11 protein-coding genes are annotated in these 13,617 nt (G+C 69.8%); 3 read left to right on the top strand and 8 right to left on the bottom strand.

The annotated features are described in order from the left end of the window. Window positions 1–68: 68 nt before the first annotated feature. From SSMG_RS09990 to SSMG_RS09975, 4 genes are all read right to left on the bottom strand, one after another. Window positions 69–962, bottom strand: a complete 894-nt coding sequence (locus SSMG_RS09990) for an acyl-CoA thioesterase II (protein ID WP_199786200.1) — start codon at window positions 960–962, stop codon at window positions 69–71. Window positions 963–1,007: 45 nt separating this feature from the next. Beyond that, entirely contained in the window at window positions 1,008–2,432 is a 1,425-nt protein-coding gene (gene pyk, locus SSMG_RS09985) for a pyruvate kinase (protein ID WP_037713168.1), read from the bottom strand. Window positions 2,433–2,589: 157 nt separating this feature from the next. Further along, window positions 2,590–3,255 carry a DUF2461 domain-containing protein gene (locus SSMG_RS09980; protein WP_009075280.1) on the bottom strand — a complete coding sequence of 222 codons (666 nt, stop codon included), beginning with the start codon at window positions 3,253–3,255 and terminating at the stop codon, window positions 2,590–2,592. Window positions 3,256–3,315: 60 nt separating this feature from the next. After that, window positions 3,316–4,542, bottom strand: coding sequence for a glycoside hydrolase family 18 protein (locus tag SSMG_RS09975; protein WP_037713165.1), 1,227 nt, complete (start codon window positions 4,540–4,542; stop codon window positions 3,316–3,318). 166 nt (window positions 4,543–4,708) lie between these two features. Between SSMG_RS09975 and SSMG_RS09970 the strand changes: the two genes are divergently transcribed. Both SSMG_RS09970 and SSMG_RS09965 read left to right on the top strand, forming a co-directional pair. Next, entirely contained in the window at window positions 4,709–5,014 is a 306-nt protein-coding gene (locus tag SSMG_RS09970; RefSeq protein ID WP_009075277.1) for a helix-turn-helix transcriptional regulator, read from the top strand. Between the two features lie 10 nt (window positions 5,015–5,024). Then, window positions 5,025–6,461, top strand: a complete 1,437-nt coding sequence (locus SSMG_RS09965; protein ID WP_009075275.1) for an aromatic amino acid ammonia-lyase — start codon at window positions 5,025–5,027, stop codon at window positions 6,459–6,461. Here the strand turns inward: SSMG_RS09965 and SSMG_RS09960 are convergent. Continuing rightward, window positions 6,458–7,012 (bottom strand): 3'-5' exonuclease, encoded by a 555-nt coding sequence (locus SSMG_RS09960; protein ID WP_037713163.1) that lies wholly within the window; start codon window positions 7,010–7,012, stop codon window positions 6,458–6,460. The two genes, SSMG_RS09965 and SSMG_RS09960, sit on opposite strands and share 4 nt — an antisense overlap. 63 nt (window positions 7,013–7,075) lie before the next feature. After that, window positions 7,076–9,892, bottom strand: a complete 2,817-nt coding sequence (locus tag SSMG_RS09955; protein ID WP_158688003.1) for an AAA family ATPase — start codon at window positions 9,890–9,892, stop codon at window positions 7,076–7,078. A 169-nt stretch (window positions 9,893–10,061) separates the two neighbouring features. On the opposite strand from SSMG_RS09955, the gene SSMG_RS09950 reads away from it, so the two are divergent. Further along, window positions 10,062–11,810: a putative Ig domain-containing protein gene (locus tag SSMG_RS09950; RefSeq protein WP_199785856.1), complete on the top strand. Its 1,749-nt coding sequence runs from the start codon at window positions 10,062–10,064 to the stop codon at window positions 11,808–11,810. A gap of 49 nt (window positions 11,811–11,859) precedes the next feature. Here the strand turns inward: SSMG_RS09950 and SSMG_RS09945 are convergent, their stop codons facing one another. Both SSMG_RS09945 and SSMG_RS09940 read right to left on the bottom strand, forming a co-directional pair. Next, window positions 11,860–12,294 carry a VOC family protein gene (locus SSMG_RS09945; protein ID WP_009075267.1) on the bottom strand — a complete coding sequence of 145 codons (435 nt, stop codon included), beginning with the start codon at window positions 12,292–12,294 and terminating at the stop codon, window positions 11,860–11,862. Between the two features lie 9 nt (window positions 12,295–12,303). Continuing rightward, entirely contained in the window at window positions 12,304–13,578 is a 1,275-nt protein-coding gene (locus SSMG_RS09940; RefSeq protein WP_199785855.1) for a S41 family peptidase, read from the bottom strand. Window positions 13,579–13,617 lie beyond the last annotated feature (39 nt).

Raw genomic sequence — 13,617 nt, 5'->3', positions numbered from 1 at the left:
GTGTGATGATTTCCGGCGATTTCCGTGCAGACAGCCACTCTGAGTGGTCATCGAGGGGGTGGCTGTCCTCAACGGACCCGCAGCAGTCCTTCTTGGACGACGGTGGCGACGTGCAGGCCGTCGCGGGTGAAGAACCGTCCGGTGGCCAGCCCGCGGGCGCCCGAGGCGCTGGGCGACGTGCTGTCGTAGAGGAACCACTCGTCCGCCCGGAATGGACGGTGGAACCAGAGCGCGTGGTCGAGGCTCGCGCCGAGCACCTTGTCGACGTCCCAGTACACGCCGTGCCGCGCCAGCACCGAGTCGAGCAGCGTCATGTCCGAGGCGTAAGTGAGCACGCAGACGTGCAGCAGCTGGTTGTCGGACAGCGTGCCGTCGGCCCGCATCCAGACGCGGTGCTGCGTCGGGCGTTCACCGGTCGAGCGGGTGATCCACGGCGGCTCGCCGATGTAGCGGATGTCGATCGGCCGCGGACGTTCGGCGTGGCGCAGGCCGTACCCGGCGGTCAGTTCGGGGAAGGTCGGCAGCGATTCCGGGTCGGGCACGTCGGCGGGCATGGTCTCGGCGTGGTCGATGCCCGGTTCGTCCTTCTGGAACGACGCGGACAGCGAGAAAATCGCCTTGCCGTGCTGGATCGCGACGACGCGGCGGGTGGTGAACGAGCGGCCGTCGCGGATCCGGTCCACTTCGTACACGATCGGGACGCTCGGGTCGCCGCCGCGGATGAAGTACGCGTGCAGCGAGTGGACCCGCCGTTCCTCCGGGACGGTCCGCCCCGCAGCGACGAGCGCCTGCCCGGCGACCTGCCCGCCGAACACGCGCACCGGCGAGTGCGCGGGCGAAACGCCGCGGTAGATGTTCTCTTCGATCTTCTCCAGGTCCAGCAGCGCGACGAGCTTGTCCAGCACCGGCTGCCCGCCGCCACCGACGCTCGTGTCGAGTTCGGTGGCGGCTTCCCTGGCCATCTCAGTCATGCCGGAACCATATGTGCCAGGGTTCCGGCGCGTCCCTTATGCGTGGTCGTCTTCACCGAGCCGGTGGACGTGGATCAGGTTCGTCGACCCGACGGTCCCGGGCGGGGAACCGGCCACGATCACCACGAGGTCGCCGCGCTGGTACTTGCCCATTTCGAGCATCGCGTGGTCGACCTGCTGGATCATCTGGTCGGTGGAGTCCACCCGGGGCACGATCTGCGTCGTGGTGCCCCAGGTCAGCGCCAGCTGGCTGCGGACGCTCTGCTCCGGCGTGAAGGCCATCAGCGGCAAGCGCGTGTGCAGCCGCGCGAGGCGGCGCACAGTGTCTCCGGACTGCGTGAACGCGACCAGCGCCTTGGCGTTGAGCCGCTCGCCGATGTCGCGGGCGGCGTAGGAGATCACGCCCCGCTTGGTGCGCGGCACGTGCGACAGCGGCGGCACGACCGGCGAATCCGTCTCGACGGCCTCGACGATCCGGCCCATCGTCTGGACCGTTTCGATCGGGTACCGGCCGACGCTCGTCTCGCCGGACAGCATCACCGCGTCCGCGCCGTCGAGGACCGCGTTCGCGACGTCGGACGCCTCGGCGCGGGTCGGGCGGGAGTTGTTGATCATCGACTCCAGCATCTGCGTGGCGACGATGACCGGCTTCGCGTTCTCGCGGCAGATCTGGATGGCGCGCTTCTGCACCAGCGGGACCTGCTCGAGCGGCAGCTCGACGCCGAGGTCGCCGCGGGCGACCATCACCGCGTCGAAGGCCAGCACGATGGCCTCGAGGTTGTAGACCGCCTCCGGCTTCTCGATCTTCGCGACGACCGGCAGCCGTCCCTTGCCGACGCGGTCCATGACCTGGTGCACGAGGTCGATGTCGGCCGGCGAGCGCACGAACGACAGCGCGATGAAGTCGACGCCCAGGTGCAGCGCGAACTCCAGGTCCTCGATGTCCTTGTCGGACAGCGCGGGCACCGAGACGTCCATGCCGGGCAGCGACACGCCCTTGTTGTTGCTGACCGGGCCGCCCTCGGTCACCTCGCACACGACGTCCGGGCCCTCGACGTCCTTGACCACCAGGCCGACCTTGCCGTCGTCGACCAGCAGCCGGTCGCCCGGCTTGGCGTCCTTGGCAAGTCCCTTGTAGGTGGTGGAGACCCGGTCGTGGGTGCCCGCGACGTCCTCGACGGTGATCCGGACGACGTCGCCGGTGTGCCATTCCGCCGATCCGCTGGCGAACGTGCCCAGCCGGATCTTCGGTCCCTGCAGGTCGGCGAGGATCCCCACCGCCCGGCCGGACTCGGCGGCCGCGGACCGGACCAGGTCGTAGACCTGCTTGTGGTCGCTGTGGCTGCCGTGGCTGAAGTTCATCCTCGCGACGTCCATCCCGGCGTCGACGAGTGCCCGCATCTTCTCCGGGGTGGAGGTCGCGGGACCCAATGTACAAACGATCTTCGCGCGTCGGCTCACGTCCGGAGAGCCTAGTCGCTCGGGCCGCTCGCGTCTGTACCGATCCCGAAGTTCCGGCCCCGGAACGCGGGAAGGATTCAGTTCCGGGCACCGGCGCGCGCTGCGCGGCGGCGCCGCACGCGGGCTCCCGGAATCACCCGAACGGGGGAGGCCGGGTTCAGCGCCGCGGTTTCTCGCTCGGACCCACGTGGTCGCGCGCCCATTCGTTGAATTTCCGCAGCTGACGCCACGATTTCCGCACCCGCTCGAGTGCCTCGCGCTCGTGCAGGAAGTCGTCCGGCTCCCAGGCTCGGACGGCGTACACCGAGCGGTGGCGCAGCAGGTCGAGACGCGGATGATCTTCGGCGAACCCGCGCGGTTTGGACTTCAGCCGGTCACCGAGAATTTCCCAGCCCGCCTTGCGCAGGCTCGCCAGGATCTTCTCCAGCGCGGGCCCGTGCAGTTCGGTGTCGACGGCCGTGCGGTACCGGGCCAGCTGGTCCGAGGCGAGGTGGAAACAGCCGCCGCCGACGCGCAGCCCGGCCGGGCCGACCTCGACGTAATACGCTCCCCCGCCGCGGCCGGCCTCGATCACGCCGCCGCAGTGCGTCTTGTACGGCGTCTTGTCCTTGGCGAACCGGACGTCGCGGTACGGCCGGAACACCTTCGCCTCGCCGAAGCCCGCGCCGAACTCCGGCTCCAGCTCGGCCAGCAGCGCCTCCATCGGAGCCCGGACGTGCTCCCGGTAGATCGCGACGTGGTCGTCCCAGTAGGCCTTGGTGTTGTCCGCGAGCAGCCCGTCGTAGAACTCGACGGCGTGCTCCCCGAATCCGCTGAACTTCACCCGCAGCACGATAAACCGGGGCACCGACAGAATCGGCGCCCCGGCGGTATCGAGCGGGCCTTACTTGGCCAGCGCCGTGATCAGCTCGCCGTTCGAGGTGTCGCCGGACAGCTCCCAGAAGAAGGTGCCGCCGAGGCCCTGGGACCTCGCGTACGCCGTCTTGCCGGAGATGGTCGCCGGGGTGTCGTAGCTCCACCAGTTCGAACCGCACTTGGCGTACGCGGTGCCCGCGACGGTTCCGGTCGCCGGGCACTTGGTCTTGAGGATCTTGTAGTCCTCGATGCCCTGCTCGTACTTGCCCGGAGCCGGTCCGGTCGCGGTGCCGCCCGGGGCGCTCTGCGTGACGCCGGTCCAGCCGCGGCCGTAGAAACCGATGCCCAGCAAGAGTTTCGAAGCCGGAACGCCCTTGCTCTTGAGCTTCTGGATGGCCGCGTCCGAGTAGAAGCCCTGGGTCGGCAGGCCGTTGTACGACGTCAGCGGCGAGTGCGGCGCGGTCGGGCCTTGCGCGGCCCAGGCGCCGAAGAAGTCGTAGGTCATCACGTTGTACCAGTCGACGTACTGCGCGGCGCCCGCGTAATCGGTGGCGTCGAGCTTGCCGCCGTTGCTGCCGTCCGCGGAGATCGCAGCGGTGACGAGCTTCGACGAGCCGAACTTGGCCCGCACGGCCGCGAGCAGCTTCTTCAGCGCGTCGGGTCCGCTCGTGTCACAGGTGAGCCCGCACGCGTTCGGGTACTCCCAGTCGAGGTCGATGCCGTCGAACAGCCCCGCCCAGCGCTTGTCGTTGACCAGGTTGTAGCAGGAGTTCGCGAAGGCCTCGGGGTTCTTCGCGGCCTGCCCGAAGCCGCCGGACCAGGTCCAGCCGCCGAACGACCAGATGACCTTCAGCCCGGGGTGCTTGGCCTTCAGCTTCTTGAGCTGGTTGAAGCTGCCCGCGAGCGGCTGGTCCCAGGTGTCGGCGACGCCGTCGACGCTGCCCGCCGCGTCGTAGGTCTTCTGGTAGTCGGCCCACGCGTCGCCGATCGCGCAGCCGCCGCCGGTGACGTTGCCGAAGGCGAAGTTGATGTGCGTGAGCTTGTTCGCCGAGCCGGACGTCTCGATGTTCTTGACGTGGTAGTTGCGGTCGTAGACGCCCCAGTCGGTGAAATAGCCGACCACCTTGCCGGACGCGGCCTCGGTTCTCGCTGGGGCGGCCGTCGAGGCGGCGGGGACGAGCGCGGCCGCGGCGGCGAACGCCGCGGTCACCAGGCCGGCCAGGGCCAGCAGGCGTTTTCTGCGCAAGCGAAGCATCGTTGCTCCCTTCAGGAGTCACCGTCGGTGCTCACCTGATGACGGTGGGGACAAGCGCACCGTAAGTGGACTAGACCACCAGGTCAATGGTTTAGACCACAAACCGGACATTCGGCGGTACGCGCATTCCTTGACAGGCATATGCCCCGCGAGGCAGATTTCCGGGGTGATGCAGACCTTCGACGTGCTGGCCGAACCCCGCCGCCGCGCGCTGCTGGACCTGCTGCTCGCGGGCGAGCGGTCGGTCGGCGAACTGGTGGCCGAACTGCGGCTCAGCCAGCCCGCCGTGTCCAAGCACCTGCGCGTCCTGCGCGAGGCGGGGCTGGTGACAGTGCGGGTGTCCGCGCAGCGCCGCTGCTACCGGCTGCGCGCCGAACCGCTGGCCGAAGTGGACGCGTGGCTCGCGCCCTACCGGCAGTTCTGGGCGGACCGGCTCGACGCGCTCGAACAGCGGCTCGACGAAACCGAATGAGGAGCACGCCGTGATCCGAGTGGACGGCCGGACCCTGCGGTGCGCCGACGTGGTCACGGCGGCGCACACCGAAGGCCCGCTGGCGATCGACGTCTCGATCGCCGCGCTGCGAGCCGCCGAGCACTCGTGGAAGCTCGCGGAGGACCTGAGCACCCGGCGCGTGGTCTACGGCCGCACCACCGGCGTCGGCGCGAACAAGGACGACGCGGTGGACGAGCCCGCCGAACACGGCCTCCGCCTGCTGCGCAGCCACGCCGGCGGCAGCGGTGAACTGCTGCCCGACGGCCAGATCCGCGCCATGCTGCTGATCCGGCTCAACCAACTGCTCGCCGGCCGGTCGGGGATCAGCCCGGAACTGATCGGCGCGCTCGCTGAAGCGGTGCGCACCGGAACGCTGCCCGTGGTGCACCGGCTGGGCGCGATCGGCACCGGCGACCTCGCTCCCCTGGCGGAAACCGCCCTCGCGCTGGCCGGGGAACGCGAGTGGGCAATCGGCGCGGTGCCACCGGTTCCGGTGCACGCGGGCGACGCGTTGGCGTTCATGAGCAGCAACGCCGCGACACTCGCCGAAGCGACTCTCGCGGCGATGAGCCTGGACACGCTCACCCGCGCGAGCCACGCCGTCGCCGCACTCACGTACGTAGCGCTCGACGGCAACCCTGAGGCGTACGCGACACCTGTGCACGAAGCGCGTCCACACGCTGGACAGGTGGCGTGCGCGGCTGAGATGCGTCGGCTGCTGGGCATGCACGGCACGCCTAAGCCGGGGCGTCGGCTTCAGGATCCCTTCGGGCTGCGCGCTTTCCCTCAAGTGCAAGGTCCTGCTTTGGACGCGATCCACTACTTGCGTGACGTGCTCGCCGTGGAAATCAATGCCAGCACGGAAAATCCGATGATCTCCACGGTGCACGGCGATGCTTACCATCATGCGCACTTCCACACCGCGTACGTGTCGACTGCCCTCGACCAAGCCCGCGCGACGGTGCATCAGGTCGCGGAGCTGTCCGTGGCCCGGTTGGGAGACTTGGTGGAACCGGAATTCACCGGACTGCGCCCGTTTCTCGCGGTCGGGCCGCCGGGGAGTTCCGGGGTGATGATCTTGGAGTACGTCGCACACGACGCCCTGACCGAACTGCGACAGGCGGCACTGCCCGCGACACTCGGGACCGCGGTGGTGTCGCGCGGGATCGAGGATCACGCAAGCTTCTCGACCCAGGCCGCGCGGGCGGCCACTGCGGCTGCTTCAGCTTATCGGCAGGTGCTGGCTTGCGAGCTGGTCGCGGCGGTGCGGGCGTTGCGGATTCGCAAGGCGGAACTGGTGGACCTGCCGGTGCGGGCGGCGTTCGCGGCTGCGGAGGGGGTGTTGGACGAGCGGCTGGAGGATCGGCCGTTGACTGACGACATCGCGAAGGCGGCGGGAGTGTTGGACGAATTGGCGCGGATCTAACCGACCGGCCACGCTCCGCGTTTCGCGATCTCCAGCACCAGAGCGCCGATGTTCCATGCGTCGTCGTCCCCGCGATGGTGACGCCCTTCCAACGGAAGGCCTGCGACGGCAAGGGCTTGCGCCATTCCGGGACGACGACGCAGGCCGTACGCCGCGGTGAACGCGACCTTCGCGTTGGTGTGCAGTCCGGTGAACGGGTACTCGGTGCCGGTGTGGCGGCATTGCCGGGTGAACTGGTTGCGGTCGTAGTCACCCCAGCTGGCCCACGGCAATTCCGTCGTGCGATGCCGCACCGCCAGCGTCCGGCAGGCCTCCCGAAACGACAGGCCACCGTCCACCTCGGACTGAGTCAACCCGGTGAGTTCGGTGCAGAACGGACTCACCTCGGACCGAGCCGGGCGGACCAGTATCCGGTGCTTCGCCACCCGCTCGCCCGCACGCAGATCGACGACCGTCAAGCCGATTTCGATGATCTCGCTGACCTGGCCGGGCGGCGGCTGGTTCTCCCAGCAGGTCGCTTCGACATCGACCACGTTCAGGAGGCTTTCCATGCCAGCAAGGGTAGGAACTGAAGGCAACCGAGTTACCGCGACCGCCCTATGTGGACAGTCTACTCACTCCCCCGCCAACGCATCCCGCCGCAACTCCGTGAACAACTCCTCCGCCCGCCCCCGATCCCGAGCCGCCCCCATAGAGTCGCCGAGGTGATCCGCCAAGGCAGCGCGCGCCGCACTCACCCGCGCGAGCAGGTAAGGCGAAGCCAGCCGTTCAGCCAACGACCAAGCCTCCTCCATGCTCTCCTCCGCCGACGAAACAGCCCCGCACCGGAGAAAAGCCAGCCCCTGCACCCGAAACGCGTCCGTGCGGGCGAGGATATGGTCGATGTGCTCAGTACAAGCCACCGCCTCCGCAGCGGTCTCCCCGGCGGCAACCGGGTCCCCGGACGCCAGTTGGGCTTCGGCGAGGAACGGCAGTGCGTCGGTCATCTGCCAGCTCCGTTCCCCTTGCAGCGCAAGCAAAGGCAGCAACCGACGCACCCCTTCAGCCGGTCGGCCCGCGCGTACGTCGTTCTCCGCCAGCTGGGCGGACGCGTTGCAGATGATGTCGGCGTTGTCGCTTTCCCGGCCCAGCCGAAGCACTCGAGTCAGATCGTCGGCGGCCGTCGCATAGCGGCCGCAGGCGGACCAGAGGGCGCCGCGGCCGATGAGGGCCATCGCGCCGCACATGGGCGAGCGGCCGTGTCCGGCCAGTTCCAGTGCCTGGCTGAACCGTCGCAGTGCGTCGCCCCAGCGGCCGACGTAGACCGCGCTCGCGCCGACGTTGCAGACTGCCCGGCTGAGCAGCTCCCGGTCGCCCAGTTCTTCTGCCAGCCGGAGGATTCGCTCGAACTGCCGGTCGGCGCGGGCCAGTTCGCCGCGGTAGTGGTGCAGGACCGCGACCCCCGTCAGCGCGCGGACGACGATCTCCCGGTCGCCGCACAGTTCCGCGGTCGCTGCGGCGGTGTGCAGATCCGTCAGTGCTTCCTCGTTGCGGCCGAGCAGGCGTAGGGCGAGTCCGCGACGCAGACGGCCGCCGGCGAGACCGTGCTCGTCCCCCGCCGACTCTGCCGCGACGATCGCGGCGGTGGAGACCTCGACGGATTCCCGGTAGCGCGTGCTCTGATACAGATTCGCGGCGCGGGCCAACCGCAGCCGCACGGCAGAGCCGCCAGGGCGGTCTTCGGTCAGCGTCGGCGCGATCCGGGCCAAGCCCTCGCGCGGAGTGCCGCGTTGGTAGTGCAGGTAACCGATCCTCGCGATCACGAGGCGCTGCCGTTCTTCGTCGCCTTCCTTGCGGTACACCAAAAGCGCGCGTTCGGCGGCGGCGAGCGCGGCGTCGTACCGACCGGCCGCGGCGAGTGCGTCCGCCCACGCTTCGGCGGCTTCGGCGACGGCGGCCTGAGAACCGGTGCGGTCCAGCAGGTCGACTAGTGCGCCCCAGTGCTGTGCGGCCGTGTCGTGCGCGGCTTGTCGGCTGGCTTTTTCCGCGGCGTGCCGCAAAGTCTGCGCAGCGCGTTCGGTGTCCTGCGCGTGCGTGTAGTGATAGGCCGCCGCGGCGCCGCCCAACGCGTCGGCGAGTCTGCGGTGCAGGACATGGCGACGGCTTGGCGGCAGGTCGCCGTTCACGACTTCGGCGACCAGTTCGTGTGTGAGCCGGACGCCCTCGGCGTTCTCGTCCAGCAGCCGCGCGGTGTGCGCGGGAGCCAGCACTTCGGACAATTCGGCCGGATCCAGCCCGGCGGCCGCGGCCAGGACGTCCGGGTCCATCCGCTGCTGCCCCACCGCGAGCAGCGTGAGCACCTCGACGGTGCGCTCGGGCAGCGAACCGACCTGCCGCCGCACCGCGTGCGCGAGGCCCCACGGCAGTTCCGCGGGCGGTTTGCCGGATCTGCCCAGTACGTGTCCCAGCTGGACGAGGAACAACGGGAGTCCGCCGGCGAGCCGGAGCACCCGGTCGCGAGCGGACGGGCCGACCTCGGTTCCGGCGCTGCGGTGCAACAGGGTCGTCGCGTCGTCATCTGCCAACGGGGCCAGCGAATGCTGGGTGACCAAGCCTTTCCGGTACAGCTCGAGCAGCGTGTCGGCCAGCGGTTCGGCCGCGGCGAGTTCGGTGTCCCGGTAGGCGGCGAGGAAACGGACCCGGTCCGGCCGGACGTCCTGCACGAGCGAGGCCAGCAGCGCGAGTCCGTCCGGACCGGCCCATTGCAGGTCGTCGAGGATCACCAGCACGCCGTGCCGCCGGGCGAGCGTGTCGAGAAACCGCGCTGCTTCGGCGAACAGCAGCCAGCGAGCCGGAGCCGGTTCGGCGGTGCGTTGTTCGGGCAGCAGGAACGCCAGGCCCGGTCCAGCGGGATGTTCCGACACGTGCCGGGCAATGGCTTCGGACAGCGGCGCGTACGGCTCGCCTCCGTACCGGGAGCACGCGGACGAGAGCACCACCGTGCCCCGCGCCTCGGCCAGCGTCGCGGCCTCGGCGAGCAGCCGGGTCTTGCCGATTCCGGTTTGTCCCGCGAAGACCAGAAACGGCCTGCCGGTGCCCGAAATGTGCTTGTCCAGCAAGGCGTGTTCCTCGACGCGGCCGACGAGGCCGGGTGCCGGACGAGGAGGGGCGACCGGGCGGTCCGGCGGACGCTGCCTGCCGCGCCGCGCAGCCGCCAGCAGTTCGGCCCGGTCGTCCTCGGGCAGCGCGAGACCGTCGGCTAGCAACTGCACGGTGACTCGCCGCGGATGCCGTTGCCCGCGTTCGAGATTCCCGACGCCGCGCGTGCTCAGCCCGCAGCGCTGCGCCAGTTGTTCCTGGGTGAGCCCGGCCGCCCGGCGCAACCGGACCAGCGTCCGGTCGAACGTTTCCGTCCCGCCGTCCGGCATGTCCCGCACCTCCCGCCGGTCCATGGTCGCTCGCCGGGAGGCGCGGAACATCCTCCGAAGGTCGGGTTCCTCCTCCCGGCACAACAGCCGGTTGTGCCGGTTGTTCCTGGTTCGGGCCGCCTCGGTGAAATCCAATGGCGGCACCGCTTTTCGCCCGCCCTCCGGGCAGCGGCGTACGAGGAAGGACGCGATGATGCGTGCAGGAATGACCTTGAGACGGCTGGCCGCCGCCGGCGCCGCGCTCGCTCTCGGAGCCGGGGTGGCGGCGACCTTCACCCCGGTCGCCGAGGCCGCGGCCGGCCCCCAGCTGAGCCCCGCGTCGTGCGCGAACGCACCCGCGGGCTACGCGAAATGCCAGGCCGTGCAACTGGTTTCGGCAGGTGCGCGACCGGCTAATGCGATGAGCCCGGCCGATCTGCAGAAGGCCTACGGCGTCGCCGGGATGAAGAGCGGCGGGACCACCGTCGCGATCGTCGACGCCTTCGACGACCCGGGCATCGAGAAGGACCTGAACGACTACCGGTCGCAGTGGAACCTGGGCTCCTGCACCAAGGCGAACGGCTGCCTGACCGTGGTCGGCCAGGACGGCACGAGCACGCTGCCGTCCAAGACCGACTCGGGCTGGGCGACCGAGATGGCCATCGACGTCGACGCGGTCAGCGCGCTCTGCCCGGACTGCAAGATCCTGCTGGTGGAAGGCAACAGCAACGAGGACAGCGACCTCGCGGCGGCGGTCGACAGCGCGGTCCGGCTCGGCGCGAAGATCGTGTCCAACAGCTACGCCGACCACGAAAGCGCGATCCCGGCGGACGCCGAGCAGCACTACAACCACCCGGGCGTCGCGATCCTCGGCGCCACCGGCGACTGGGGCAGCGAAAGCGGTACCCAGGCCGAATACCCGGCCACGTCGCCCGAGGTGGTCGCGGTCGGCGGCACCACGCTGACCGCGTCCGGCAGCGGCTACTCCGAAACCGCCTGGAGCAAGGCGGGCAGCGGCTGTTCGAGCAAGTTCAGCAAGCCCGCGTTCCAGAACGGGATCACCACCGCCTGCGACAACCGGGCCACTTCGGACATTTCGGCCGACGCGGACCCCAACAGCGGCATCACGATCTACGTCAACGGCCAGCAGTCGCAGTACGGCGGCACCAGCCTCGCCACCCCGATCGTCGCCGGCATCTGGGCGCTCGCCGGGACGCCGAAGGACGGCGACAACGCCGCGACCTACCCGTACGCGCACCCGGGCGACTTCAACGACGTCACCTCGGGCAGCAACGGCAGCTGCGGCACGGTGATCTGCAACGCGGGCACCGGCTGGGACGGCCCGACCGGTCTCGGCACGCCGCACGGCGTCAACGGCCTGACCCCCGGCGGCGGCACCAACGGCAAGCTGAGCGTCAGCAACCCGGGCAACCAGAACAGCGTGGTGGGCAAGGCGGTTTCGCTGAAGGTGACCGCTTCCGGCGGCACCTCGCCCTACACCTACTCGGCGAACGGGCTTCCGGCCGGGCTGGCCATCGACGGCAAGACCGGCTCGATCACCGGCACGCCGACCGCCGCGGGCACCAGCAACGTCACCGTGACGGCCACCGATGCCGCCGGGGCGACCGCGCAGGCTCCGTTCACCTGGACCGTCACGACGGCCCCGGCGGGCAAGCTGACCGCGACCTTCACCACCGACTACGACTACGGGTTCGGCGCCTTCGCGCACTTCACGATCACCAACGGCGGCGCGTCGGCGGCGAACGGCTGGACGCTGTCGTTCGACCTGCCGTCGAACGAGTTGCTGTCGAACACGAACCCGGGCACCGCGTCCGGGTCGACCGGGCACATCGTGATCACCGGCCAGGACAGCATCCCGGCGGGCGGCAGCCTCACCGTGTCGCAGATCTACGACGTGTCGAGCGGCTCGTTCACCGCTCCGTCCAACGTGTCCGTTTCCTGACCCCCGGACAGTCGCCGTGCCGCGGTCGATCCGCGGCACGGCGGCTTCGTCAGTCCAGGCAGAACTCGTTGCCCTCGACGTCCTGCATCGGAATGCAGGACTCGTTCACGCCGTCCGCCTCCAGCACCTGCACCACCGACGCGCCCAGCGCCGTCAGCCGTTCGGCCTCGGCTTTCAGCGCCGCGAGGCGTTCCGCGCCGACCAGCCCACTGCCGACCCGGATGTCCAGGTGCACGCGGTTCTTCACCACGCGGCCCTCGGGCACGCGCTGGAAGAACAGCCGCGGACCGACCCCGGTGGGATCGACACAGGCCGCCCACGAGCCCTGCTCCTCGGGCGGCTGGGCTCGGTCGAACTCGGCCCAGTCGGCGAATCCCTGCGGCGGCGGCGGCACGACGTACCCCAGCGCCTCGCACCAGAAACGGGCGACGCGCGCGGGTTCCGCGCAGTCGAAAGTGACCTGGAACTGTTTGACCGACCCCATGCGCTCACCTTACCGGCGGGCGGCGGCCAGCGCCGGGTCCCGTCCGGCGGCGAGGTCGTCCGGGTCGTACACCGGGACTTCGACGTCCGGGCTGATGCCGGTGCCGTCGTAGGTACGGCCGTCCGGGTCGAGGTACTCCTCGTTCGGCAACGCCACCTTCCAGCCCGGCTTCGGCAGCGTCCGCTCCAGCAGGTCCGAGAAAGCGCCCTGAGTGGACTGTCCGATCAGGACGGGGCGAGGCTGTCGGTTCCGCAATGCCTGCAGGAAGGTCTCTCCCGCGGAGACATCCAGGCTGCCGGTCAGGACGGTCAGCGGTCCGGGGTAGCGCGGCGCGGCGGCGGGTTGCACGAAGAACGGTTGCGGCACGGTGAACCGCGTCGGGTCGTCCGAGTCGTTGCGGGCGCGTTTGGCGTAGGCGAAGTGCGGGACGTCGGTCAGCCGGGCGGCGACCTGCAGGCCGAGCGGGTCGTCCCCGCCGCCGTTGACGCGCAGGTCGAGGATCAGGCCGCGCAGCGCGTGCACCCGGTCTGGGGTGAAGATCTCGTCCAAGGCTTTCGCCAGCACCTTGCTGCTGGCGGCGAAAGTGTCTGCGTAGTCGTGGAATCCGCTGATCCGCAGGTATCCGCGGCCCTCCGGCAGATCCGCGTAGGCGATGGCTCCGTCGGCCCACCGCTGGACCGGCACACCGAGATTCGCGTCGGCCACGGCGATCACGCGCGGGACGGTCGTCTTCAGGTCCGGAGTGCCAGGTCGCGGAGAGGAACAGTGCTGACCTGCCGCGAGAAGGCCGACATGAGCGTCGTGCAGCGGGCGGATCAGTCCACATAGGACGTCGAAGAGGCGTTCCGGATGTGCGGCGAGCTCGCGGCGGGCAGCGTCCCCTTCGGACTTCCAGTCGACGCCTTTCGCGCGGAAAAACGGATAGTTCTCGGCAAAAGTGTGCCAGAAAACGTCGAACACGTCCGCGGCCGAAGTCTGGCATTCCGCGGGCAACCCGCCGGGAACGCGTCGCAACCGGCGCACGCCCAGATTGTTGTCGAAGCTCATCCGGCCCGGCCGGAGGGTGACGACCGAGCCTTCGTTCGTGGAAAACCTGGTGCCGTCCCCGGTTCCGGACAGCGTGCCAGGGAGGCAGCTGACCTCGGTGACGTCGTAGGTCGTCAGCTTGCCGCCGGACACTTGGGCTAATTGCCCGTACCCGTCGGTGCGCCACACACCGTCCACAGTGGAAGCCGGAGCCGCGGTCACCGAGAGCATCGTCAAGCCCGCCAGGAAGATTCGCACGAGCCCGAGAGTAGAAAAAGGCCGGGGGCGCACGGAATA

Source organism: Streptomyces sp. AA4 (assembly GCF_000158875.1).
GTDB lineage: Bacteria > Actinomycetota > Actinomycetes > Mycobacteriales > Pseudonocardiaceae > Amycolatopsis.
This window is presented reverse-complemented; position numbering and strand designations above follow the sequence as displayed.

Bases quoted from the DNA above. Each gene is read 5' to 3' on its own strand.
- SSMG_RS09990 (WP_199786200.1), bottom strand. From the start codon at position 962: ATGGCCAGGGAAGCCGCCACCGAACTCGACACGAGCGTCGGTGGCGGC.
- SSMG_RS09975 (WP_037713165.1), bottom strand. From the start codon at position 4,542: ATGCTTCGCTTGCGCAGAAAACGCCTGCTGGCCCTGGCCGGCCTGGTG.
- SSMG_RS09960 (WP_037713163.1), bottom strand. From the start codon at position 7,012: ATGGAAAGCCTCCTGAACGTGGTCGATGTCGAAGCGACCTGCTGGGAG.
- SSMG_RS09955 (WP_158688003.1), bottom strand. From the start codon at position 9,892: ATGGACCGGCGGGAGGTGCGGGACATGCCGGACGGCGGGACGGAAACG.
- SSMG_RS09950 (WP_199785856.1), top strand. From the start codon at position 10,062: ATGCGTGCAGGAATGACCTTGAGACGGCTGGCCGCCGCCGGCGCCGCG.
- SSMG_RS09945 (WP_009075267.1), bottom strand. From the start codon at position 12,294: ATGGGGTCGGTCAAACAGTTCCAGGTCACTTTCGACTGCGCGGAACCC.